Below are 24204 nucleotides of genomic sequence, written 5' to 3' on the forward strand. Positions count from 1 at the left end.
GTCTCCTTCTCGTCGTTGTCTGCGGGACGCTAGGACAGTTGCTCAGGACGCGAAGCCGCTCGTCCCGGTCACCGGGAGATCCGGCCCGTCGACCAGGGCGCGCACCATCTTCCACACCTCCTGCCGCGCCGGCTCGCTGAGCGACAACGCGGGGAAGGTCAGGAATCCGTGGAACAGGCCGTCGAATCTGCGGTGCTGCACGGACACCCCGGCCGCGGCGAGACGGTCGGCGTAGTCGTCGCCGGACGAACACGGCGGATCGAGTTCGGCGGTGGCGACGACCGCCGAGGGCAGCCCGGCGAGCGACTCGGCGCGGGTGGGGATCAGGCGGGGATCGTCGGTGCCGTCCGGTGCGTACTGCTCCCAGTACCACCGCATCGCCGCGGCGGAGTTGTAGTAGCCCACCCCGTACTTCCGGTACGACTCGGTGTCGAAGTCGTCGTCGATCACCGGATAGAACAACGCCTGACCGAGCACCGCCGGTCCGCCCCTGTCGCAGGTGGCGATCGCGACGGTCACGGCGAGGTTTCCACCGGCACTGTCGCCGGCAAGCACGATGCGCGCCGGGTCTCCCCCGTACGACGCGACGGTCGCGGCCGTCCATTCGAGCGCGGCGTACAGGTCGTCGTGCGCGGCCGGGGCAGGGTGTTCGGGGGCGAGGCGGTAATCGACGGACACGACGACGGCCCCGACAGCCTCCGCCATCGACCGGCAGAACTCGTCGTGACTGTCGAGATCGCAGAAGACGAACCCTCCACCGTGCGCGAACACGACGACCGGGCGCGCGGCCTCGGAGGACTCGGGACGGTAGAGGCGCAACGCGAGGCCGCCTCCCGGTCCGTCGACGACGAGATCGTGTACCTCACTGGTCGTGTATCGGCGAGCGGGACCGGACGTGCTCCGCGAGCCCGTCCGAGCGCACACTCCTGACGGACCGATCGACGAAGGAGAGCGTATGACCGACGGATCGAACCGCATGGCGGCAGTACGCATCGGGATCACCAGCCCGGTCGTCACCCGGGTCCCCGGGGCCTCCGGCGACTGGGAGGCCGGCGCGGGCATCGAGGAACTGTCGCAGATCGCGGTCACCGCGGATCGGTCGGGATTCCACCACCTCACCTGCAGTGAACACGTCGCCGTACCGGCGCCCGTGGCCGCGACGCGCGGTGGGACGTACTGGGATCCGCTGGCGACCCTCGGCTTCCTGGCAGCGCACACCGACCGGATCCGACTGGTCACCCAGGTTCTCGTCCTCGGCTACCACCATCCTCTGGAGATCGCGAAGCGCTACGGCACGCTCGACACGGTCAGCGGTGGACGCCTGACCCTCGGTCTCGGCGTCGGTTCGCTCGAGGAGGAGTTCGCGTTGCTCGAAGCCCCCTTCACTGATCGCGGCGCACGCGCCGACGATGCTCTCGCCGCCCTGCGCGCATCTCTATCGACACGCGAACCCTCCTATCACGGAGAGTATTTCGAGTACTCGGATGTGGTGGTCGATCCCTGCGCCGTGCAGCCGCGAGTTCCGTTATGGATCGGCGGCCGCACCCCGCGTTCGCTGCGACGCGCGTGCGAGTTCGGGGACGGCTGGGTACCTTTCGGGCTCCCCTTCGACGACGTGAAAACGATGCTCGCGAAGAGGCAGCCGCCGCCCGGCTTCGAGGTCGTGCTGTCGGTGACGCGGCTCGACCCGCTCGGTGACCCCGACGCGACGCGCAGACGACTCGGCCGCGCGATCGCAGCGGGCGCGACGATCGTCGGTGCCGGTGTGGACGCCGGATCCGCCGACCACTACTGCGACCAGCTCGTCGCCCTCGCCGACCTGTTCGGCAGGGAATTCGGCGATCTCGGGGTGGGGTGAGGTCGGCATCTCCCGCTGGCCGGGAGAACGGCGATGCGGTGCGCCAGCGGGTCGCTAGCCAGCGTCGACGCGACACCTTTCGTCCCGCACCACACAGGAGCGACCGTGACCGTTTCCGACACCGACGCCCGCACTCAGCGCATCCGCACCACCGTGCACGCCTATCTCGATACAGTGGCCGCAGGCGTGGCCGCCGACATCGCCGCCTTCTACGCCGACGACGCCACCCTCGAGGATCCTGCCGGAAGCGAGCCTCGCGTGGGCCGGGCAGCGATCGCCGAGTTCTACAAGGGTGTCGAGGCCACCGAGAACACCACCGAGTTGCTCACGCTCCGGATCGCCGGGTCGACCGCGACCTTCCACTTCCGTGTGGTCACGAAGGCGGGCGAGCAGACCTACGAGATCGAGCCCATCGACGTCATGACGTTCGACGACGAGGGACGCATCACCAGCATGCGGGCGGTCTGGGCTCCCAGCGACATGCGTGTTCGCTGACCGGTCGGCGGGACAGGGTTCGCACACTGTGTCGTCGGTGACGGACACTGGAACGAACGCCGATCGATTGGAGTTTCGATGACAGCGGAACACGCGGTACTGGATCCCCGACGGATCCGCGACGTGATGGGCAACTTCTGCACGGGTGTCACGGTGATCACCGCGCTCGACGGCGACGAACCGCTGGGATTCGCCTGTCAGTCGTTCGTGTCGGTCTCGCTGGACCCGCCGCTCATCTCGTTCTGTCCCGCCCGCACGTCGACGACCTGGCCGAAGATCCGGGAGGTCGGCAACCTGGCCGTCAACGTCCTGGCCGAGAGCCAGCGCACCCTGTGCGGTGCGTTCGCGGTGAGCGGCGGCAACAAGTTCCGCGGGGTGCGCTGGGAGCCGGGCGACAACGGCGCTCCGGCGATCGAGGGAGCCCTGGCGCGGGTCGAGGCAACCGTGGAGACCGAGTACGAGGCCGGCGACCACACGATCGTGCTGGCACGGGTCACGGGGCTGACGTCGCTGCACTCCCGCGGTCCGCTCCTGTTCTTCCAGGGCACCTACGGCGGTTTCGAACGGCGGTGACGCCGAACGACAGGTGAGGGAATAGACGGTCACCGGTCGAGGTTGCTCCGAAGGTGTGCCCGGCGGCCGATACCGGGCCCCGACGCGAAGGATTACCGGTGACCGTTCCCCTCTCCATCCTCGACCTCGCACACATCGGCAAGGGCGAGACCGCCCGTGAGAGCTTCGACGCCAGCGTGAAGATGGCCCAGCTCGCCGAGCAGTGGGGTTACCGGCGCATCTGGTACGCCGAACACCACAACATGCCGACGATCGCCTCGTCGGCGACGAGCGTACTCATTGCGCACGTCGCCGCGCACACCTCGTCGATCCGTCTCGGCGCCGGCGGCATCATGCTGCCGAACCACTCGCCGCTGACCATCGCCGAACAGTTCGGAACTCTCGCCACGCTGCATCCCGGCCGCATCGACCTCGGTCTCGGCCGCGCCCCCGGCAGCGACCAGAAGACCATGCGGGCGCTGCGCCGCGACCCGACGTCGGCCGACAGTTTTCCGCAGGACGTCCTCGAACTGCAGGCCTACCTGAAGGGTGAGTCGCGGATCCCTGGAGTCGACGCGATCCCCGGTAAGGGCACCGATGTGCCGCTGTACATCCTGGGCTCGTCGCTGTTCGGCGCGAAACTCGCTGCTCTGCTCGGTCTTCCGTACGCCTTCGCGTCGCACTTCGCGCCGCAGGCCCTCGAGGACGCGGTGCGGCTGTACCGCCGCGAGTTCCAGCCCTCCCCCGACCACTCGGAGCCGTACGTCATCGCGGGTGTCGGTGTGATCGCCGCCGATACCGCCGAGGAGGCGCAGTCGCTGTTCGAGGCGACCAAGCGGGCGCGGGTCGTCCAGATGGTCGGACGCGGGCGCACGTTCAGCGAGGAGGAGATCGACATGCTGCTCGACTCCCCCGCCGGCATGCAGGTGCTCGAGATGCTTCGGTACACCGCCGTGGGTACGCCGCAGGAGGTGCGCGACTACCTCGACCGGTTCACCGAGCGCGCGCAGGCCGACGAGCTGATCGTCGTGTCGTCGGCTCCCGGACGCGACGCGTGGCTGCGTTCGCTGGAGCTTGTTGCGCAGGTCAGCGACCTCGTCCCGGCCTGATCGCCGAAGAGCGACGGATCGGGCTACCGACGGGTACACTTCAGCGGCCGGCCAGGCACGGCTGAGAACCACGAGTCGTCAACCGCCAGGAGCACGATGAAGTACCGCACCCGCGCTGTCGCAGCGGCAGTTCTGACCGCTGCAGCGGCGATCACCGCACCCGCCACTGCGGCCGCCGATTCCCTGCCCACCGACGGGCCCACCATCACGCTGACGATCCGCAATGACACCGATGCGCCGATGGTGCTCACGTCGACCGAGAACCCTTACGGAACATGGGTGGACGAGCCGGCCACCGTGGTGCCGGCCCGCTCCACCGAGACGGTCTCGGCGAGCAGCGCCGACCGGCGCGGGTTCGGCATCCAGATCGACTACACGATGCCCGGCGACGCGACCGTGGCGCTCATGGCCAACAACTACGGCACGGGCGTCGCGAACGGCGACGGCACCCACATCGGCGGTGCCAACCGGCACGGCTTCGAGGTCGCGACCACCGTAGAGGACGGATATCCGTTCATGACAGCGGACTTCGCCGTCACCCGACCCTGAGACGACGGACCGGGCCCGGAGGATACCTGCGTATCCTCCGGGCCCGNGGCGTCCCGCCTCTGTGTGTCAGCGTCCCGCAGCGTCCATCACGGACAGGTGCGCGAACAGTGCGCTCGCGCCGATCGGATTGCCGCCGCCGGGGTAGACGGTGCCGCTCGGTGCGGCCATCGTGTTGCCCGCCGCGTACAGGCCGGGGATCGAAGCACCCTCGCTGTCGAGCACCCGCCCGACGGTGTCGGTCCGCAGACCGCCCTTGGTGCCGAGGTCGGAGATGCCGAACTGTGCCGCGTGGAAGGGGCCCTGTTCGATCGGGACCAGCGCGGACCCACCGCCGGTGAAGGCGAGATCGTAGGGCTCGTCCCCGCGGCCGAAGTCCTCGTCGACTCCCTTCGCGGCCAGGTCGTTCCACCGCGCGACGGTCGCCTTCAGGGATTCGGCTGGCACACCGATCTGCTCGGCGAGTTCCTCGAGGGTGTCGGCGGTCTTCCACAGTCCCGCGTCGACGTACTTCTCGGTTTCGACGAGCGGCACATTCGTCGCCCCGACCGGTGGGACCTCACCGTTCCGGTCGTCGTAGATCATCCAGAACGGCAACGTCATCTCGCCGCGCTCCATGCGGGCGATGACGTCGCGGCCCAGACGGTCGTAGGGTGCGTACTCGTTGGTGAACCGCGCACCGTCCTGGTCGACGAAGATGCCGCCCGTGAAGCACAGCGCGAACGCCGAACGTCCGTCCGGGTGGGTCAGTCCCGGCGACCACCAGGCCTGATCCATCAGGTCGACGTCGGCGCCGACGGCGATGCCCGCCTCGTGGGCCTTGCCGAGATTCGACCACGGGCCCATCGAGTCCCGCGCGGCGCCGGGCACCCCGTACTTGCTGCGCATCTCGTCGTTCCGATCGAAGCCACCGGCGGCGAGGACGACACCCTTGCGCGCGCGGATCGCCCGTCGCTCGCCGTCGTTCCCGACGACCGCGCCCACGACCACACCGTCCTCGACGATCAGTTCTTCGAGCGGGGTGTTCCGGTACAGCTCCACGTTCGGGTACTTGCGCAGGGCGATGAGGAATCGTCCGACGAGCGCGCGACCTCCGATGAGCATGTCGGGCAGGGGTTCGCCGTTGCGTTCGCGGCCGAGCGGGCCGCGGATCGACTCGTTGAGCTCGGGATCGGCGGCGATGGGCAGCGGCGACGGGACGATGTGACGTCCCTGGGCACGGGCCTTGGGCGCCTTGCCGAAGTAGTCGGGCCACGGGTAGACCATGAATTCGAGATCGTCGTCGGACTCGAGGTAGTCGATCAGCGGGGCGCCGCCGCGGACATACGCCTCCTGCAGTTCGCGCGGGGTGCGGTCGCCGACGACCGCGTGGTAGTAGGTCAGTGCGTCCTCGAGGGTGTCGTCGTCACCGGCACGCTGCAGGACCGCGTTGGTGGGGAACCAGACGCCGCCGCCCCCGGAGTACGCCGTGGTGCCGCCGAAGTACTCGGATGCCTCGACGAGGATCACCGACAGTCCTTCGCGCGCAGCGGTGTACGCACCGCAGCACCCTCCGGCTCCCGACCCCACCACGAGGACGTCGCATTCTTCCGCCCACTCCGCCATGACTGTTGCCTTCCGTCGACCGTTCGTGTGGAACACGCCACACTAGGCAGACGTCGAGGCTTCACAGGGCGATCGTCTCGCTGGGCGGGAGATTTTCGTTCTCGACCGATCCGGCGGATCAGTCCCGCTCGACCGCGGTGCGGTCAGTCGCGCTCGACCGCGGTGCGGTCAGTCGCGCCTGTTGCGCGGCTTCCACACGACGAGGGCGTTGCTGCGCGGAATGGGCACCAGATCGCCGCGTGTCGAACGCAACTGGGCGACCTCGGCGTTGAGTTCGGCGACGCGCTGCTGCAGTGCCTCGACCTGGTTGGTCAGCTCTATGATCCGTTTGATCCCGGCGAGGTTGACACCTTCGTCCTGGGAGAGGCGCTGCACTTCGCGCAGCAGTTCGACGTCGCGCGGCGAGTACCGGCGGCCGCCGCCGCTGGTGCGGTGCGGGGTGACGAGTCCNCGGTCGTAGTTACGCAGCGTCTGCGCATGCATCCCGGCGAGTTCTGCTGCCACCGAGATGACGTAGACGCGCGCATCGGGATCCGGTGACAGATTCCGTGGCATTCTCGTCTCGCTCATCACGCACCTGCCCATCCCTCTCGAGGATCGAAACCGCTTGCCTCTTCTGCACGAAGATAGTTGTGCAGCGCTTCCGTCGCCTTCTCGTCGAGATTCTGCGGGATCGCGACCTTCACCGTGACGAGAAGGTCACCGGCGCCGCCCCCGCGCTTGGGGACGCCGCGTCCGCGGACCCGCAGGACCCGGCCGTCGGCCGTTCCCGGCGGGATCTTCAGCCCGACGCGGCCGTCGAGGGTCGGCACCGAGACGGTGCCGCCGAGGACGAGTTCGCCGTAGCTGACGGGCAGCACGAGGGTCAGATCGTCGCCCTCACGCCCGAACACGCGGTCGGGACGGACGTGCACCGTCACGAACAGGTCGCCGGACGGGGCGCCGCGCAGCCCGGCCTCGCCCTGACCGGCAAGGCGGATGCGCGAACCGTCCTTGATGCCTGCGGGAACCCGCACGGTGATGGTGCGGGTGCGGTTCTGCACGCCGGTACCGCGGCAGTCGCTGCAGGGGTTGTCGATGATCGATCCGCTGCCCCGGCAGTCGTCGCACGGTTCCGAGAATCCGAAGGCGCCCTGGTTACGGGAGACCACACCGCTTCCGTTGCAGTTCGGACAGACCCGCGGACTCGTTCCCGGCTGGGCACCGCTGCCGTGGCAGGTGGTGCACGGCGCCGGGCTGGTCATCCGCAGGGGAACCGTGACGCCCTGGACGGCATCGCGGAAGTCGAGCGTCGTCTCGGTCTCGACATCGGATCCGCGGCGTGGACGCGAACGGCCGGCGGTGGAAGCAGTGCCGCCACCGGCGCGGTTAAACAGGCCACCGAAGAGGTCGCCGAGCCCACCGTCGCCGCCACCGCCGAACAGGTCGCCGATGTCGAAGGTCGCTCCGGTACCACCGGAGAATCCGCCGGCGCCGGGACGGAAGCCACCCGGCATGCCGCCGGAGGCGAACAGGCGCCGGGTCTCGTCGTATTCCTTGCGCTTGGCGGGATCCGACAGGACGGCGTTGGCCTCGCTGACGGCCTTGAAGCGTTCCTCGGCCGTGGCGTCACCGGGGTTGGCGTCGGGATGCAGGTCCCGCGCCAGTTTCCGGTAGGCCTTCTTGATCTCGTCCTGCGTTGCGTCGGGGGAGACGCCCAGGTCCTTGTAGAAATCCTTCTCGATCCACTCCCGCTGGCTCACCGGGCGTCTCCTCCTCTCGCGTTCTCTTGTTCTTACTCTGTGCCCGGCTCCGCCGACCGCGCGTCACCCGGCGTGTCCGCCGGATCGCCGTCGGTGACCGTCACCATCGCGTGCCGCAGGATGCGGTCGCCGAAGCGGTAACCCTTGCGGAGCACCGTCCCGAGCACCGGGTGGTGACCGTCGCCTTCCATCTGGACGGCCTCGTGCAACTCGGGATCGAAGGCGTCGCCCTCCTCACCGAACGCGACGAGTCCGACACTGTCGAACACACCGGTCAGCTTGCCGGACAGTGCCTTCAGCGGACCCGTCTCCAAGTCGCCGTGGGCGCGTGCCCGGTCGAGGTCGTCGAGGACGTCGAGGAACTTCGCCGCGACGGAGGCCTTGGCCTCCTCCGCGATCGCCGTGCGCTGCGCCTCGGCGCGGCGACGGTAGTTCGCGTACTCCGCGCTCACGCGCTGCAGGTCGGCGGTGCGCTCGGCGAGTTCCTTCGCCTCCTGCGACTGTCCTTCGGTCCGCTCGGCCTTCTCGGCGTCGCCCTCCGCAGGAACCGACTCGATCACCTCGCCCTCCTCGGCACGCGGCTCCTCGGCGGGGTCGCGCACCTCGAAGGTCTCAGGGTCGATCCGTCGCTTGTCGGTGACGGTCACCGGTTCCTGCTCGGGCTTGTCGGCACTCACTTCTTCTCCGAATCGTTCGGCTCGTCGACGACCTCGGCGTCGACGACGTCGTCGGCACCTGCGGCCGCGCCGTCACCGGCAGCGGCACCCTCGGCGCCCTGCGCCTCGTAGATGGCCTGGCCGAGGGCCTGCGACTCGGTCGCGAGCTTCTCGACGGCGGCCTTGACCGCGTTGATGTCGGAGCCGGCGAGGGCGTCGTTGGCTTCCTTGATCGCAGCCTCGACCTTCTCCTTGACGTCGGCCGGGACCTTGTCCTCGTTCTCCTTGATGAACTTCTCGGTCTGGTGCACGAGCGACTCGGCCTGGTTGCGGACCTCGGCCTCCTCGCGACGCTTGCGGTCCTCCTCGGCGTGCGCCTCGGCGTCCTTGACCATCCGGTCGATCTCCTCCTGGGACAGGCCGGAGCCTTCCTGGATCTTGATCGTGTTCTCCTTGCCGGTGCCCTTGTCGCGGGCGGTGACGTGGACGATGCCGTTGGCGTCGATGTCGAAGGTCACCTCGATCTGCGGGACGCCACGCGGAGCCGGCGCGATGCCGCCGAGCTCGAACGAGCCGAGCAGCTTGTTGTGCGCCGCGATCTCACGCTCGCCCTGGAAGACCTGGATCTGCACCGACGGCTGGTTGTCGTCGGCGGTGGTGAAGGTCTCCGACCGCTTGGTGGGGATCGTGGTGTTGCGCTCGATGAGCTTGGTCATCACGCCGCCCTTGGTCTCGATACCCAGCGACAGCGGGGTGACGTCGAGCAGCAGCACGTCCTTGACCTCGCCCTTGAGGACGCCGGCCTGCAGGGCTGCACCCACGGCGACGACCTCGTCGGGGTTCACGCCCTTGTTGGGCTCGCGGCCACCGGTGAGCTCGCGCACCAGGTCGGTGACGGCGGGCATACGGGTCGAGCCGCCGACCAGCACGACGTGGTCGATGTCGCCGACGGAAATGCCGGCGTCCTTGACGACCTGCTGGAAGGGAGCGCGGGTGCGCTCGAGGAGGTCGCCGGTGATCTTCTGGAACTCCGAGCGGGTGAGCTGCTCGTCGAGGAACAGCGGGTTCTTGTCCGCGTCGACGGTGATGTACGGCAGGTTGATCGAGGTCGACTGCGAGGACGACAGCTCGATCTTGGCCTTCTCGGCAGCCTCACGCAGACGCTGCATGGCCATCTTGTCCTTGGTCAGGTCGACGCCGTGCTGTGCCTTGAACTTGTCGACGAGCCAGTTGACGATGCGCTCGTCCCAGTCGTCGCCACCGAGGTGGTTGTCGCCGGAGGTCGCGCGGACCTCGACGACGCCGTCGCCGATCTCGAGGAGGGAGACGTCGAAGGTGCCGCCACCGAGGTCGAAGACCAGGATGGTCTGCTCCTTCTCGCCCTTGTCGAGACCGTACGCGAGGGCAGCCGCGGTGGGCTCGTTGACGATGCGCAGGACGTTGAGACCGGCGATGGTGCCGGCTTCCTTCGTGGCCTGACGCTGGGCGTCGTTGAAGTACGCCGGGACGGTGATGACCGCGTCGGTGATGTCCTCACCGAGGTAGGCCTCCGCGTCGCGCTTGAGCTTCATCAGCGTGCGGGCGCTGATCTCCTGCGGCGTGTACTTCTTGTCGTCGATGGCCACGGTCCAGTCCGTGCCGATGTGGCGCTTGACCGAACGGATGGTGCGGTCGACGTTGGTGACCGCCTGGTTCTTGGCGGGCTGACCCACCAGAACCTCACCGTTCTTCGCGAATGCTACGACGGACGGGGTGGTGCGGGACCCCTCGGCGTTGGCGACCACAACGGGCTCGCCGCCTTCCAGAACGGAAACGACCGAGTTGGTGGTTCCGAGGTCGATGCCGACCGCACGAGCCATAATTTTCCTCCAATGTTCCTGCCGCGACGCGTGCGCGCCGCGAAAACGTTCCATGCCCGACCTGAGCCCGTTCGGCTCAGGTGAGCGCGGTCGACTCAAGCCTGCACCCGAGCGGTCCACGCCGTCAAGTGAAGTTGAGTCTTATGCGCTCAAGTTGTCTGACTCGTCCAACGGCAGGTCGTGGACTTTTGTTCCGAGGGTGGCGCACATCACTTCGATCGGTCGCATCTGCTCGATTCGGGGACCGATACCCGATGTCGACAACGCGCCACTGTCCGCACCGGTGCGCGAGGACGGGTTGTCCACAGGGACCCCGTCGATCCACAGGTGGTCGGGTCGAGGGCTTCGATGCTCCGGGTCCGTCGTCGCCGTACACGACCCTCGCTGCATGGACGAACCGAACTTCCTTCTGCGCTCCGACCTGCTGGCCGGCGGGACGACCTCGGACGAGATCCGTCAGGCTGTCCGTGTGGGACGACTGCGGAACGTCACGCGCGGTGTGTACGTCGACGGTGGCGCGGACCTCGACCCGCTCACCCTGCACCATGCGCGCGTACTGGCGCGACGGGGACGGATCACCCCGGACGCCGTCGTCAGCCATGTCTCCGCTGCGGTGCTGCACGGCCTTCCTCTCTGGGACGTCGACCTCTCCCCGGTGCACATCAGCCGCGAACGGCCGTCGAGCGGACGCCGCACCCCGACCCTCCATGTACACAGGTGCACCTATCAACCCGACGAGGTCTGCGTCGTCGCGGGTCTGCGCACCACGACCGTCGCGCGGACGGTTGTCGACCTGGCACGAACACTGTCGGTGGACTCGGCAGTCATCGCCGGCGACGCGGCGCTGCGGGCGCATCCCCATATCGCGCCCCTGCTCCTCGATGCGCTGGCATCGTCCGGCATGCGGCACGGGATCGCCGCTGCCCGGCGGACCGTTGCTTTCCTCGACGGTCGCAGCGAAAGTCCCGGCGAGTCGCTCAGCCGACTACGGATCCGGTCGGCGGGGTTACCGGCGCCGAAGCTGCAGCACGAGCTGCGGACCCCTTCCGGAGCATTCGTCGCTCGTCCCGACTTCCTCTGGGAGGACGAAGGCGTGGTCGGGGAATTCGACGGAAGGAGCAAGTACGGCTCGGACGAGCCCGGCGCGACGGCCGAGACCGTCCATCGCGAGAAGCTGCGGGAGGATGCGATCCGGGCTCTGGGCTTCGAGGTCGTGCGATGGACGTGGGCGGATCTGTTCCGCTTCGAGGCCGTCCACGCCCGCCTGGTTCGCGCCGCCGGCAGAGCCCGTCGACGTTGATTGCACGATTCGGGGACGGATGCTCGATGACGACATCGAGCATCCGTCCCTGTGCTTACGTAGATCGCGCCTCGTTCGCCTTCGTGATGAACTCGATGTGTTCGCGACTCGGCCCGCAGAACTCCTGCTCGATCTGCTGCGCGTTGTCCTCGTGCATGCGGTAGAGGCTGTCGCGTAGGCCCTCGTCGCCGCCGTGGAACTGCTCGAGCAGATCCATCCATTGCCGTGCCATCTCCTGGGCCTCCGAACAGGCCGGATCCATCCCCGAACTCAGCGCAGCGTCGACACGCGGGATGAGTTCCTGCCACGACGTCTCTGCCGCCGTGATGACGTCGTCGCCCAGCATCGCGCGTCGTTCCGCGAGGTCTGCGATCTGTCCCTTGTCGAAATACCTTTCGAAGATGTCGTCCACTTCGATCACTCCTCGGATCACGTGAAGGAAGTCGGCGACCGATGCATCCGGCGACGTTCGGACCGTGCGGGAGAGCATCTCGACCTGCGCACGCAGCGTGCGGGTCGCCGCGAGCTGATCGTCCAGGTAGGCACGGTGCGCGTCGAGGATCTCCGACAGCGAGGTGTCGCCGTCGGTGACCGTGGCGATCGCGTCCAGTGACAGCCCGAGCTGACGCAGCGCCAGCACCTGGTACAGCCTCTCGACGTCCGACTCCTCGTACAGCCGATGGCCCGACGCCGTCCGACCCGACGGCCGCACGAGGCCTATGTCGTCGTAGTGATGCAGGGTCCGCACGGTCAGGCCTGTCTCCGCTGCGAGACGCCCCACCTTCCAGTGCTGTCCGGAACGTGTCTGCTGCCCGGAACCAGTCGCCGGCATCGTCCACCCACTTCCACCGGCACTCCGTGCGCCGGCACGATCGACGCTATGACCTCACGTTACGTGAGGTGCAAGCCGAATCGTTCGGCTACAGCTCACATCTGTCGGCCGGCTCCCGCGACCAGCCCTTCCGCACTGCGCGCCGCCACCGCTGCGGCTTTCGCAGTGAACGGATCGAGCAGCGGATGTTCGGCGCGGGATCGCCAGTGCCGCACCGCATCGACGGCCGCAGCGCGGATCTCGGCAGGTGACGCGTCGTCGGCGAGACCAAGGCGCCGGGTGGCGCCGATCCCGGATCCACCGACCACGCGCTGCAGCGCCTGGACCTCCTCGTCGGGCAGTGACACCGACGACGACCGCAGTCTGCCCAGCAGGCGGAGTTCGGCGAAGCCGTGGTCGTCGGCCAGTTCGCGTCGCACGGCTCCCAGCAGCTCGTGGTCGCCGCACGCGTGCAACACCCGCTCGAGCGCCAGCAGCGCCGAATGGGTCTTGAGCTGATCGGCACGCTGACCGAACTGCACGTCGATGACCTGACGCAGCTCGTCGAGCCCGCTGCGCGCGACGAGTTCGGCGGCGAGGGACGGTGAATCGCGCGCGCCGAGCTGCACGAGCAGCACTGCGGTGCGGATGCCGAACAGACCGAACCGGTCGACGAGACGTGCCCGCATCCCGGGGTCGACGGGCAGGTCGACGTCGGGCCGCGCGAAACGGTCGGCCGACAGCATCGCGACCTGCAGTTGTTCCACCGGCACCTGTGCGAGCGCCTCGAAGGCCGCGAACTCGTTCTGCCGCAGGGTCCGTGCGGCGAGGGCGAGCAACCCGGCGACCGGCACGACCGCCTGGCACAGTCCGGTGCGTTCGAGTTCGTCGGTGAACCTCGCCGCGACCTGCTTCGCCGACATCATCGCGTCGGCACGACCCGCACCGACCTCGTCGGCGCGCGACACCACCCCGACGATGCCGAGCGGTCCCGATCCCCCGCCGACGTGCCGGCCGATCCGTTCGAGGAACTCGACGTCGGCGGCTCCGAGCGAACGCATCAGGTAGACGACGGCGTCGGCACCGGAGGCCGATTCCTCCGGGGTGAGCAGCGCCAGGGTCCGCGCCGACACGTCCTGCGACAACGACGACGTGCCCGGGGTGTCGATGATGGTGGTCTGCGCCAGCGCGCTGGCCGGCCATTCGACGTCGATGAAGTCGACGCGGTCGGCGGTGAGTTCGCCGAGGTCGAAGGTCAAACGGCCGTCGGGACGCTGCACGGGCACCGGCATGCGGCGGTTCCCGTCGTACCAGGCGTTCACCGTCGGCACGGGTCCGTTGCGGTACCAGGTGACGACGCGCGTGCACTCCGTCGCGTCGGTGGGCGCGATGTCCTGTCCTACAAGCGCATTGAGTAGGGTCGACTTGCCGGCCTTGAGCGATCCGGCGAGCGCGATCCGCAACGGCTGATCGAGTCGCGCGGCGCAGTGGTCGAGCCGGTCCGCGACGGCCGGGTTCCCGCCGTACGACGCGCGTGCCCGGTCGAGCAGGTCGCGGGCGCGCGAGAGAGTCGGGGTCACGCCGACACTCCCGCGAGTTCCGCGGCGCGCTCGCGCAATCGGCCCAGTTCCGCGACCTGCGTGTCGAGTTCACCGATCCGACGGCGGCGTTCCTGTTCCTGCACGGTCGCGGCCTGGCGGGCCGCTTCGAGCGACTCGTCGAGCGAACGTAGTGTCTGTTCTGCGATCTCGGTGAAGTGATCGCGCAACTGACGCTGGATGAGCCGGAGCCGGTCCTTCGATTCCTTGCCGACCTGGAAGCTCACGTCGTCGGTGAAGGCGCGGATCGCGCTCTTCGCGTCGACGCGGCGCTTGGCGAGCCGCACCTGCTTGTCGTCGCGATACGCCTTGGTACCCAGGACGACTCCGGCTCCCACCGAGATCGGGTTCACGAGCGCCATCCCCATCAGGGTGGTGACGAGACCGAACATCAGCACGCCACCGTAAGAACCCTTCATGCCGACGAGTACCTTCTGACCGATACCGATCCGGCCCGATTCGAGATCGGACAGGTTCTCGACGGGCTCGAGCAGTCTCGACAGGTCGCCGAGATGCAACGACGGCAAGGAGTCGTCGTCGAGTGCGAAGTGCTCGGCGACCTTGCCTGCGAGCGCCTCGGCGCGTTCGTGCGCCCACACGAAGTTGTCACCGACGGATTCGGCGACCTGTTCGGCGAGCCACTGCCCCAGCCGCGGCCATTCCTTGCCCGGATCACAGTCGTCCACGGACGCTTCGGCGTCGCGGGTCACCGTGCGCAGCCGGTCGCGCAGGTCGTGGTCGATGTCGGCCGCGAGATCGGCGATGCCGTCCGACAACGTGATCTGCCACCGCGCTGCCCGCGTCCGCAATGCCTCGGTCGCGGCGCGTGCCCGGTGCAGGTCCTCGATCGCGTCGTTCCCGGAGTCGGGGTCGCGCAGGGTGGCGAGTTCGCTCTCGCATCCGAGCGCGAGATGGTCGACGACGGTCTTCACGTCGTGCGCCACCGACAGTCGCGCCGAGTCGGCGTTGCGCGCGACCACCTGTTCGCGCAGGAAGTCGTAGATCGCGTCGAAGCCGGATTCCTGCTGCAGCGAGGCGTCTTCGGTGCGCAGGGCGTACTCGCGCAGCAGGGACGAGACGGGCAGCAGCGGCAGGTCGATCCCCGCTCGCTGCAGGTGTTCGCGGTCGGCGTCGACGATCGCGCGCCAGTGCGGATACACGTCCGTCTTGGTGACGAGCACCGCCGACGCCGGGCACAACGTCTGCACCTGTCGCAGGAACGACATCTCCGGTGCAGTGAACTCCTGACTCGCATCCGAGACGACGAAGACCGCATCCGCGGTGGCCAGGAGCGTCAATGTGGCTGCTGTGTGCGGATTTCCGTGGCCTCCCACACCCGGGGTGTCGACGAACACGAGTCCGTCGGCGAGCAGCGGACTCGGCACACTCACCTCGAGCCGGTCGACGTCCCGGCCGGCGCTGCGCGGCGCGACCTGCTGCAGGTCGTCGAAGGGCACGGCGATGCGCGGCGCCGAACCGGTCGGGACGAGTTCGGCGGACGGCTCCTGCCCGTGTTGCACGAGCGTGGGGACCGCGGTGGTCTCGTCGTCGCCGACGGAACACACCTCGAGGCCGAGCAGAGCGTTCACGAACCGGCTCTTGCCCTGGTTCAGACCCCCGACGACGACCACCCGCAGTCGCGGGTCGGAGACCTTCGTACGGGCGGCCGTCAACCGGTCGGTGAGATCGTTGCGCCTGGCGCTGCGAGATCGCGCGATCGCGGAGTCGATCAGGTCGAGGAGCGCTCGGCGTCTCGAAGGATCGGATGGATGCTGCGTATCCGGTGAATGCTGCATGGGCTGCGTCGACTCGCCTTCCGTCGGTGCGGGCTCCGGACATTATGTCCCGGAGCCCGCACCGCTGCGGGTCAGGGCAGCAGTTCGTCGAGCTCGGTGGAGTCGGTGGCGCCGAGAGAGGAGTCGCCGCCGAGACCGGAGGTCGCGGTGAGACCACCCTCGCCGAACAAGCCCGCAGCTCCCGAGGCAGAGCCGAAGACGTCCTCGCCGACCGATGCCCAGCTGTCCGCACCGCCCGACAGGGCCGTATCGACCCCGCCCGACAGGGCCGTATCGACCCCGCCCGACAGGGCCGTCCCCACCTGCGTGGACAGCTCGGCACCGAGGTCGGCTGCGCTCTCCAGACCGCCGGAGACACCGAGGTCGGCAGCCGCGCCCAGGTCTGCTGCACCACCGAGATCCAACCCGTTCTCGACATCGGTGGCTGCACCCAGATCGACGGACGTTCCCAGTCCACCGGCCGCGCCGATCCCCGAGCCGATCGCCGCGCCGAGGTCCGCTCCCACGTTCACTCCGGCCCCGAGTTCCGCCGCCGCGTCCAGTGCGCCGTCGAGGGCGTAGCCGAGCTGACCGGTGGCTTCGGCACCGGCATCGAGGCTGCCGCCGATCGTCGACGCGAGCTGCGTGCCGAGATCGGCCCCCGCATCGAGGGACGCCGACCCTGCGGCCGTCTCGAGTGCACTGCCGAGTTGCAGGCCGAGCTCGGCGCCGGCCGAGCCGCCGGTCGCGAAGGTCGAGCCGAGGACGGACGACAGATCCGATCCGAGGTTCGTCCCCGCCTGCACGGTCGAATCGACGGTCGCGCCGATACCGGTGGTCGAGCCGATGGCGACGTTCAGCGCCGACGACAGTTCGGTGGCCGCGGTGGTCTCGAGGCCGAGCGCACCTCCGAGCACCCCGCCGACCAGCGTGCCGAGTTCGACGCCCGCCCCGGCCTCAGCGTCGATCTCACCACCACCCGAGAGGACCGCGTCGAGGTCGACACCGCCGAGCAGACCGCCCTGCGCGCTGTTCTCGATGACGGTCCCCAGCGCGGCGCCGAGATCGGCCGCAGCTCCACCGCCCGCTCCGAGCAGGGCCGAGAGGGACGCACCGAGGCCGAGCGTCGCGCCCACACCGGCGTCGAGACCGTCGGAAAGGTCGGTTCCCAGTCCGGCGCCGAGATCGGCCACACCACCGAGGACGCCGCCCAGGCTCGTGCCGAGCGCGCCGGTCAGTTCCGTGCCCACGCCGAGAACGCCACCGAGGGTCGTGCCGAGTGCGGCACCGAGTTCGGCGCCGCCCTCGAGGGCCGCGGTGAGTTCGGTCGAGAAGGTGCCGCCGACGTCGACGGCCGATTCCAGCAGGCCACCGAGGGCAAGCCCGATGTCGGCGCCGAGGGTGCCGCCGATGCCCAAGGCTCCTTCGAGGGTCGTGGCGAGATCTGCGCCGAGGCCGCCCGAGGCCTCGACGGCCGCGTCGATCGCCGCGGCCAGGTCTGCAGCGGCACCGACGCCCAGGCCGAGCCCACCTTCGAGCGCTCCGGCCACGGCACCTCCGACGTCGAAGGATTCGCCGAGTTCGAGGCCTGCGTCGAGAGCACCACCGAGCGCTGCACCCAGGGAAGCGCCGAGTTCGCCACCGGCTTCGAGCGCCGCTCCGAGCTGCGCACCGAGGTCGACGACGATCCCGGTCTGCGCGCCGACGGTCCCGCCGAGGTCCAGTCCGCCGCCGAGGTTAAGTCCACCACCGAGACCCAGGCCCCCACCGAGGCCTGCTCCGACACCGAGGCCCAGGCCGGCGGCGCCACCGAGGCCCGCTGCTCCGCCCAGACCGGCTGCGGCGGTGCCTGCGATCGACGCCCCGACGTTCGCCGCACCGTTCAGCGCTGCGGTCAGTTCGGCGGCGGTTCCGGCGAACAGACCACTGTCCGCAACGAGCGGGGCGACGGCGACGATGTCGGCGTGGCACACGCTGTCCAATCCGGCTTCGGCGAGGACGGCCTCGGGGTTGTTGCAGTACCGGGCGAGTTCCTTCTCGTCACGGAACAGGCTGAGGATGAAGTCGAGTACGGCGTTGGTGGCCATCGCGTGTCTCCTGAGTCGTCGGGATCTACGGACGACGCTACGAAACGGCCGGTCGCGGGCACAGGGGGTGCTGCCCCCTGCCCGCCGTCGCCCGTTAGGGGATCGGGGTTCGGGGGCATGGGGGTCGTTAGGGGACAGTCCCTACGATCGGGCCGGTGGCGGCGTGGGCGCTAACGGGCCGCGCGGCGGGAACGACAGGCTCATCGAGACCGAACGGTGGAGCGAGATCGCGGACCGATGTCCGCCCAGAACACGGGAGCGTGCATGTATTCAGGACTCGGCGTCACGATCGGGGCGGCCAACTCGGCGGCCCTCACCGTCCTCGACCAGCCCCGATCCGGCGATCCCAGCGTTCTGTCGATCCCCACCGAACTCCACCTCCCCGAGGGCGGGGCCTTCGTCCTTGGCGCCCCGACCCCCGGTGCGCAGGTGTTCTCCGGCTATGCGGCCCGGGTGGGCGATCCGGTCGGCATCCTCGCCGAGGACGGCTCCACCTACCTGGGTGAGGATCTCGTCGCGTCGACCGTGGCCTGCCTGCAGTACCGCACCGGCACCTCCGATGTGCCGACGATGCTGGCACATCCCGCCGCGTGGTCGGCTCACACCGTCGAGGCCCTGTGCGCCGCGCTCGTCCGGGCGGGCGTCACTGCACGGACGATCCCCGAACCGATCGCGGCGGTGCGCTGGCTCGACGCCACACACGGGCCGCTGGGAGACGACGTGACGGTGGTCTACGACCTCGGTGCGCGCAGCCTCGACGTCACCGTCGTGCAGGGCGGCGCCCATCCCATGCTGCTGGGCCGCCCGTTGAGCAGCGACGACGTCTCCGGCGACCATTTCGACCATCTCGTCACGACCTATCTGCTGGAAACGCTCGGCGGGGACTCGACCGGCCTCGATCCGTTCGATTCCGCGACCGTCGCGGCACTCGCCGACTTCCGCGGTCGGTGCCGCGCGGCGAAGGAGGCACTGTCCAGCGACACCGAGACGGTGGTGCCGGTCGCGCTGCCCGGCCTGCACCGCGACCTGCGTCTGGTGCGCAGCGAGTTCGAGGAACTCGCCCGGGAACCGCTCGGGGCGTCGCTCGCCGTGGTGCAGGACGCGATCCGCGGGGCCGGGCTCGATCGTGCGGACATCGGACGCGTACTGCTGATCGGTGGTGGCTCGTCCACCCCGCTCGTCGCCGAACTGATCTCGTCGGAGCTGGGTCTGCCGATCGTCTCGTCGGCGCGACCGGCCTTCACCGCAGCGCATGGGGCCGCGCTTGCAGCAGCCGCGGACGGTGCCCCGACTGCCGCGGTGCCGATGGCGCCTCCTGCACCTGTCGTCGACGACGAACCCGAGACCGTCGCACTGCCGGTGGTGCCCGCCGCGGAGGCGCAGCCTGTCGCTGCAGCGCATCGGCCGGCGGTCGTCGACACCGCGACCGGCACACCCGCACGCGGCCGCTCGTTCGCGCTGGTGGGTGCCGCTGTCGCTGCCGTCGTCGTCCTCGCCGGGGGCGGACTGGCGATCGGCACCCTGTCGTCGGAGGCCGAGACGCCCGGTTCGGAGGTACGTCCGTCGAGCGAGGTCGTGGCCGGGAACCCGACGACCACCGAGACCGCGCCCGGGACGACCGTCCCCGGCACGACCGGCGCGCAGCCGTCCGAGGCGGGAACCACCGTCCCGATCGGGGTGCAGGGACCGGACGGCACCGTGACCGCTGTCCCGGTCGCCGCGACGCCCGCTTCCGGCGCCGCACCCACCGGCGCTGTACCTGCACCGGACCCGACCGCTCCCGCACCGGTGACAGCCGGGGAGACCACGCAGGCACCCCAGCCGGCACCGCAACCTGCCCCAGCACCCGCCCCCGCTCCGGCACCGGCACCCGCCCCTCAGCCTGCGCCGCAACCCACCGCACCCACCGCGCCGAGCACGGGCGGAAGCCGTGTCGGCGAAGCCCTCTCGGGCGCCGGCCAGGGTGCGGGTGCGGTCGTCGAAGGTCTGGGCAACGGCGTCGGCGGCCTGCTCGGAGGCACCGGGCAGGCTGTGGGCGGACTGCTCGGAACCGGACGCTGACCGATCCCGATGACGTCCGCTCCCGCTCCTCCGCGACGCCCGGTCCCCCGGGAGGTCACGCGTGCCCTGACCGCGGCCGCTCCCCCGCGACTGCTGCTCGTCGGCGGCACCGGAACCGGGAAGTCCGCCGTGCTCGCTTCGCTCCGAACCGATCTCGCCGATGCCCGTATCGTCGACGACGCACACCGCATGACCGCCGCGGAACTGCAGGAGCTCGTCGACCACATCCGGGACGCGCCGACGGGGATCGCCGTGGCCACCGAAGCCCGACCACACCGTCCCGAGATGCGTTCGCTGACCGCAGCGTTCGCGGGAAGCGGGACGGTGGTGGAACTGGGTTCGTGGACGCCTCGTGAAATCGCCGGTCGCGCGGCGTCGTTCGAGCTCCGGCTCGCACCGCCCCAGGTGCGAGCTCTACACCGCCTCACGGGCGGCGTACCGCATCTCGTCGACACCGCCCTCGAGGCCGTGCGGACGGAGAGCGATGTCCAGCGGGCCGTCGAGGAGGCGATCCGCCGGCAGCTCCTCGCGGATCTCGAGCTCACCGCAGTCCTAGCGCTCGTCGATCTCGGTGCCGCGCTCGATCCCGGCGAACTCGCCGCCGTACTCGACATCCCCGTCGAGCGTGCCCTCGACCTCGTCGATACCGCTCGTGCGAGCGGCCTGCTCGGCCAGGATGCCGCGAGCCTCACCACCGGGGCGAACGGTGTGCCTGCTGCGGTCCTGGGGAGGCACAACCTGTTCGCCGTCGCGCGCCGTCTCCTCGCGACCCGCATCGACGCCGGAACGCTGACGCCGCAGCTCGCCCGCGGTCTCGCGACGATCGGTCTCACCGACCCGCACCTCGCCGATCGGCTCGTCGCCTTCGCAGCCGACGCGCCACCTCGCGAAGCCGCCGAGCTTCTCGACGCCGCCGTACCCGCGGGAGCCGATCCCGCGGCCCTAGCGGTGCGACGAGCCGAAGTCGCCTTCGCGGCAGGGGATCTCGAGCGATCCGAACAGATCACCGACCGGCTGCTCGACCGCGCCGACACGGCGGACGTCGACGACGTGCGCGCCGCCACCCGGATCTCCGCGAGCATCGCCGCGCATCGCGGCATGCTCGACCGCAGTGCCGACCTGTTCGAATGGCTCGGTCCCGAACGGGTCGGTACGGACGCTCCCCTCGCCGCCACCGTGCTGCTCGCCGCCGGACGACCCTCGGCCGCAGAACGTCTCCGCGGTGCCGCCACCTCGGGTGCGCCGACCTCTGCGGCCTCCGCCGCACGACTGTTCGAGGAGGGCCTGCGCGAATCCGTCGGCGGCGACGGCCGGATCGCGATGAACCGCCTCGCCCGCGCATTGACGAGCCTCGGCTCCGACGGGCCGCTGCGCGCCTGGCCCGACACGGTCGACGCCGTCGCCGCACTGCTGTGCCTGCACTCGGGCGAACTCGGGCACGCACGCGCGATCCTCGACCGTCCGGAGACCCCCACCGTCCGCAATCGCATCCTGGTGGCGTGGACCGAGATGCTCGGCGGTGATCTCGCAGCGGCGGCGGCGACCGCCGAAGCCGTCGCTCCCGAGGTGACCGGGCAGCGCGACCTCCTCTTCTTCCACGCCTTGCAGGTCGGGTTGGCGCGACGCAATGCCGACCTCGGAGCGTTGACGGTGCGGTGGCAGGCCGCGCAGTCGGTGGTGGCGGAGTACTCCGTCGACCTGTTCGGGCTGCTGCCCCTGGGCGAACTGTGGCTGGCCGCCGTCCGCCTCGGGGAGTCCGCGCGGGTCGCGCACCTCGTCGCCGCTGCCCGCGTACTGCTCACCACCCTCGGTGAGCCACCGCTGTGGGGCGCGGCGCTGCACTGGTACGGGGTGCAGGTCGCGATCGCCGCGGACCGGCCGGCCGACCTCGTCCCGCACGCCCGCGCGCTGGCCCTGGCTGCGGAGACCACCGCCTACGCCGCGGTGCTCGCGCGGGCCGGGCACGCATGGCTCTCGGTACTGCGCGGTGAGGTCGACGCGACGCGCATCCGCGAGGCGGCCGAGTCCCTCGCGTCCGTGGGTCTTCCGTGGGACGGCGCGAAGCTTGCGGGAGAAGCGGCGCTGCGGACGGACGACACCACCGTCGCCACCGGATTACTGCAGGTCGCGCGGACGATTCGGCAGGACGGCCCGGCCGGTCGCGCACCGGTCGACATCGCCCCCGACACTCCCCCGGGCGATCCGGACGAATCACCCCTCGGTGCACGGGAGAAGCCGGGTGCACTGTCCGAGCGCGAGGCGCAGGTGGCCGACCTGGTGGTTTCGGGCCTCACCTACCGAGAGGTAGGAAACCACCTGTACATTTCCGCGAAGACCGTGGAACATCATGTCGCCCGTATCCGGCGCCGACTCGGTGCCGGTTCCCGCTCGGAGCTCCTGTCACTGCTCCGGGCCATGGGGCACGGCGCAGATGTACCCCGTCACACACACTCCGACCGGAATGGAGGCAAGCCGGCATGTCCGTAGGCGTAGGCCTGAGGGTGGGGACCACCGTGTCGTCGGTTGCGGTCACCTCACCGACGCCGGGACGGCCGGACCCCGCACCGATCGAGCGATTCACCGCCGTCCACCTGCACTCCGACGGCACCGCGACACTGGGCGACCACGACGTCGTCGACGGGCACACCAGTTCCTTCACCGGCTTCGTCGACCGCCTCGGCCACTCCGGAGGTGTCCGCGCCAACGACGGTTCGCTCTCCCGCGCCGAAGACCTCGTCGCCACGGCCATGGAATGCCTCCTCGCCGACGCTGCCTCCCTCATCGGCGACACCCCGTACACGGCAGTGGCGACGCATCCCACCGACTGGCCGAGCTCGACGGTCGCGGTACTGCGCAACGCGCTCGACTACGTCGGGTTGCGTCACGTCTCGCTCGTCTCCGACGCCGAGGCTGCCGCGGCATGGTTCGAATCGCAGGTCGCGCACCAGACCGGACGGCTCCTCGCGGTCTATCACATCGACCCGCAGGGCTCGACCGTCACGCTCGTGCGCTCGGGAGTCGCGGCGGGTAAGGCCTTCCGATTCCCCGAGGACGACGCCCCGTCGGTCGCCGCGCAGCTCTCGTCGGCGCTCGGCGCGTTCGGCTGGCTCGTGAGCAACCTCGACGCCATCGTCGTCACGATCGACGAAGCAGTCGATCCGAGCGCCGCGCAGCTCGTCGCACAGTCGGTGAAGACCGGTCTCGGTGTGCGGTGTGCCCTGGCGCCCGCCCCGCACCAGACGATGGTGCGGGGCGCCGCTCTCGCCGCGGCCGCCGGCTCGGTCGACCTCCTCGGTTCGACGCAGATCCTGCCCACCGCCAAGCTCACCGAACCGCGACGCAGCGAACTCGACCCCGAGATCACCGCGGTGATCTCGAAGATCACCGCGACTCCCCCTCCGGGCGCCACGCCCGCTGCCGCCGCGGCGAACACGCCGAAGGCGACGGTCGCCGCCGTCGCAGCCGGAGATGCCGCCGACGAGAAGCCCTCGGGTCGCTCGTCGAAGGTCACGGCCATCGCGGCGGCTGCGGCGATCGCGTTGCTGGTAGGCGTCGGCGCGTTGGTGTTCGGGCTGCGGGACTCCCCGACGGCCACCGCGGGCACGCAGGTCGCCGACACCCCGACCGCTCCCGCAACCACGACGACCTCGAAGCCGAGCAAGCCGCCGGCTCCCCGCAGCACCGAGGAGACCACCACCGAGGAGTCGACCGAGCCGGCCACCGCCGAGCAGACGGTCCCGGTGGCCCCGCCGGTCGTGCAGCAGACCTGGGTCGATCCCACCACCGGCACGAGCGAACAGTCCTCTTCGTCGGCGCCCGGCTCGACCACCTCGAGCACGTCCTCAACCACCTCGAGCACCGGCTGGTCGCGGCGGAACCAGCCCGATGATTCCTCGGGTGGCGGACGCGGCAGTGGTGGCAGTGGCGGGAGCGGTGGCAGTACCACCACCACCACGACGACCCAGCCGACGACCGCCCCGACCGATCCCGACCCTTCTGAGGAACCGCCCTCGACGGACATTCCGGAAACGACAGAGACTGAGACCGGCAGCTAGACAGCGCGGCTATCCGAGTGGTGACCTACGGCACTATCGGCGGTCGCCGGGCCGTCCCGTAGGCTGTCCCGCGGGTCGGCTCGCCGATTCCACGA

19 protein-coding genes and 1 pseudogene are annotated in these 24204 nt (G+C 69.8%); 9 read left to right on the top strand and 11 right to left on the bottom strand.

The window, feature by feature from the left end; genetic code table 11:
* Positions 1-42 precede the first annotated feature (42 nt).
* Positions 43-924 carry an alpha/beta hydrolase gene (locus QR64_RS13825; protein WP_006553018.1) on the bottom strand — a complete coding sequence of 294 codons (882 nt, stop codon included), beginning with the start codon at positions 922-924 and terminating at the stop codon, positions 43-45.
* Positions 925-955: 31 nt separating this feature from the next.
* Between QR64_RS13825 and QR64_RS13830 the strand changes: the two genes are divergently transcribed.
* The 5 genes from QR64_RS13830 to QR64_RS13850 all read left to right on the top strand — a co-directional run bounded on the left by QR64_RS13830 (position 956) and on the right by QR64_RS13850 (position 4563).
* Entirely contained in the window at positions 956-1858 is a 903-nt protein-coding gene (locus QR64_RS13830; protein WP_039585579.1) for an LLM class F420-dependent oxidoreductase, read from the top strand.
* 105 nt (positions 1859-1963) lie between these two features.
* Positions 1964-2353: a nuclear transport factor 2 family protein gene (locus tag QR64_RS13835; RefSeq protein WP_039585581.1), complete on the top strand. Its 390-nt coding sequence runs from the start codon at positions 1964-1966 to the stop codon at positions 2351-2353.
* Positions 2354-2431: 78 nt separating this feature from the next.
* Positions 2432-2926 (top strand): flavin reductase family protein, encoded by a 495-nt coding sequence (locus QR64_RS13840; protein ID WP_006553021.1) that lies wholly within the window; start codon positions 2432-2434, stop codon positions 2924-2926.
* A 98-nt stretch (positions 2927-3024) separates the two neighbouring features.
* Complete coding sequence (locus QR64_RS13845) at positions 3025-4014, top strand: LLM class flavin-dependent oxidoreductase (RefSeq protein ID WP_019291024.1); 990 nt, start codon at positions 3025-3027, stop codon at positions 4012-4014.
* Between the two features lie 96 nt (positions 4015-4110).
* Positions 4111-4563, top strand: coding sequence for a hypothetical protein (locus tag QR64_RS13850; protein WP_024101916.1), 453 nt, complete (start codon positions 4111-4113; stop codon positions 4561-4563).
* A 66-nt stretch (positions 4564-4629) separates the two neighbouring features.
* On the opposite strand, the gene QR64_RS13855 is transcribed toward QR64_RS13850, so the two are convergent.
* The 6 genes and pseudogenes from QR64_RS13855 to dnaK all read right to left on the bottom strand — a co-directional run bounded on the left by QR64_RS13855 (position 4630) and on the right by dnaK (position 10422).
* Complete coding sequence (locus QR64_RS13855; protein ID WP_039585583.1) at positions 4630-6165, bottom strand: FAD-binding protein; 1536 nt, start codon at positions 6163-6165, stop codon at positions 4630-4632.
* A 168-nt stretch (positions 6166-6333) separates the two neighbouring features.
* The coding region (locus tag QR64_RS13860; RefSeq protein WP_235367127.1) for a MerR family transcriptional regulator at positions 6334-6615 on the bottom strand (282 nt) is incomplete at its 5' end.
* A gap of 1 nt (position 6616) precedes the next feature.
* Positions 6617-6735, bottom strand: a pseudogene (locus QR64_RS27860) (MerR family transcriptional regulator); the annotation flags it as partial.
* Positions 6735-7907 (bottom strand): molecular chaperone DnaJ, encoded by a 1173-nt coding sequence (dnaJ, locus tag QR64_RS13865; protein ID WP_033096234.1) that lies wholly within the window; start codon positions 7905-7907, stop codon positions 6735-6737. The gene dnaJ and the pseudogene QR64_RS27860, both read right to left, overlap by 1 nt.
* 32 nt (positions 7908-7939) lie before the next feature.
* Entirely contained in the window at positions 7940-8584 is a 645-nt protein-coding gene (grpE, locus tag QR64_RS13870; RefSeq protein ID WP_024101920.1) for a nucleotide exchange factor GrpE, read from the bottom strand.
* The gene (gene dnaK, locus QR64_RS13875; protein WP_024101921.1) at positions 8581-10422 is read right to left on the bottom strand and encodes a molecular chaperone DnaK; all 1842 of its coding nucleotides are present in this window, start codon (positions 10420-10422) and stop codon (positions 8581-8583) included. Before dnaK ends, grpE begins: the two co-directional genes overlap by 4 nt.
* Positions 10423-10810: 388 nt before the next feature.
* Here dnaK and QR64_RS13880 point away from each other — a divergent pair, with 388 nt between their 5' ends.
* Positions 10811-11722 carry a hypothetical protein gene (locus QR64_RS13880; RefSeq protein WP_039585586.1) on the top strand — a complete coding sequence of 304 codons (912 nt, stop codon included), beginning with the start codon at positions 10811-10813 and terminating at the stop codon, positions 11720-11722.
* Positions 11723-11777: 55 nt separating this feature from the next.
* On the opposite strand, the gene QR64_RS13885 is transcribed toward QR64_RS13880, so the two are convergent.
* The 4 genes from QR64_RS13885 to QR64_RS13900 all read right to left on the bottom strand — a co-directional run bounded on the left by QR64_RS13885 (position 11778) and on the right by QR64_RS13900 (position 17993).
* Positions 11778-12554 carry a MerR family transcriptional regulator gene (locus tag QR64_RS13885; protein ID WP_006553030.1) on the bottom strand — a complete coding sequence of 259 codons (777 nt, stop codon included), beginning with the start codon at positions 12552-12554 and terminating at the stop codon, positions 11778-11780.
* A 95-nt stretch (positions 12555-12649) separates the two neighbouring features.
* Positions 12650-14113 carry a dynamin family protein gene (locus tag QR64_RS13890; RefSeq protein ID WP_019291019.1) on the bottom strand — a complete coding sequence of 488 codons (1464 nt, stop codon included), beginning with the start codon at positions 14111-14113 and terminating at the stop codon, positions 12650-12652.
* Positions 14110-15927, bottom strand: coding sequence for a dynamin family protein (locus QR64_RS13895; RefSeq protein ID WP_039585588.1), 1818 nt, complete (start codon positions 15925-15927; stop codon positions 14110-14112). Before QR64_RS13895 ends, QR64_RS13890 begins: the two co-directional genes overlap by 4 nt.
* A gap of 71 nt (positions 15928-15998) precedes the next feature.
* Positions 15999-17993 (bottom strand): IniB N-terminal domain-containing protein, encoded by a 1995-nt coding sequence (locus QR64_RS13900; protein ID WP_039585591.1) that lies wholly within the window; start codon positions 17991-17993, stop codon positions 15999-16001.
* Between the two features lie 264 nt (positions 17994-18257).
* On the opposite strand from QR64_RS13900, the gene QR64_RS28570 reads away from it, so the two are divergent.
* From QR64_RS28570 to QR64_RS13915, 3 genes are read left to right on the top strand one after another with little or no spacing between them, the layout of a single operon-like run.
* Complete coding sequence (locus QR64_RS28570; RefSeq protein WP_039585701.1) at positions 18258-20054, top strand: Hsp70 family protein; 1797 nt, start codon at positions 18258-18260, stop codon at positions 20052-20054.
* A gap of 9 nt (positions 20055-20063) precedes the next feature.
* Positions 20064-22541 (top strand): LuxR C-terminal-related transcriptional regulator, encoded by a 2478-nt coding sequence (locus QR64_RS13910; RefSeq protein WP_039585594.1) that lies wholly within the window; start codon positions 20064-20066, stop codon positions 22539-22541.
* Positions 22532-24109 carry a hypothetical protein gene (locus QR64_RS13915; RefSeq protein ID WP_039585595.1) on the top strand — a complete coding sequence of 526 codons (1578 nt, stop codon included), beginning with the start codon at positions 22532-22534 and terminating at the stop codon, positions 24107-24109. Before QR64_RS13910 ends, QR64_RS13915 begins: the two co-directional genes overlap by 10 nt.
* The last annotated feature ends 95 nt before the right edge of the window (positions 24110-24204 follow it).

Origin of the sequence: Rhodococcus sp. Chr-9 (assembly GCF_000801125.1) — a bacterium.
Taxonomy (GTDB): Bacteria; Actinomycetota; Actinomycetes; order Mycobacteriales; family Mycobacteriaceae; genus Rhodococcus; species Rhodococcus pyridinivorans.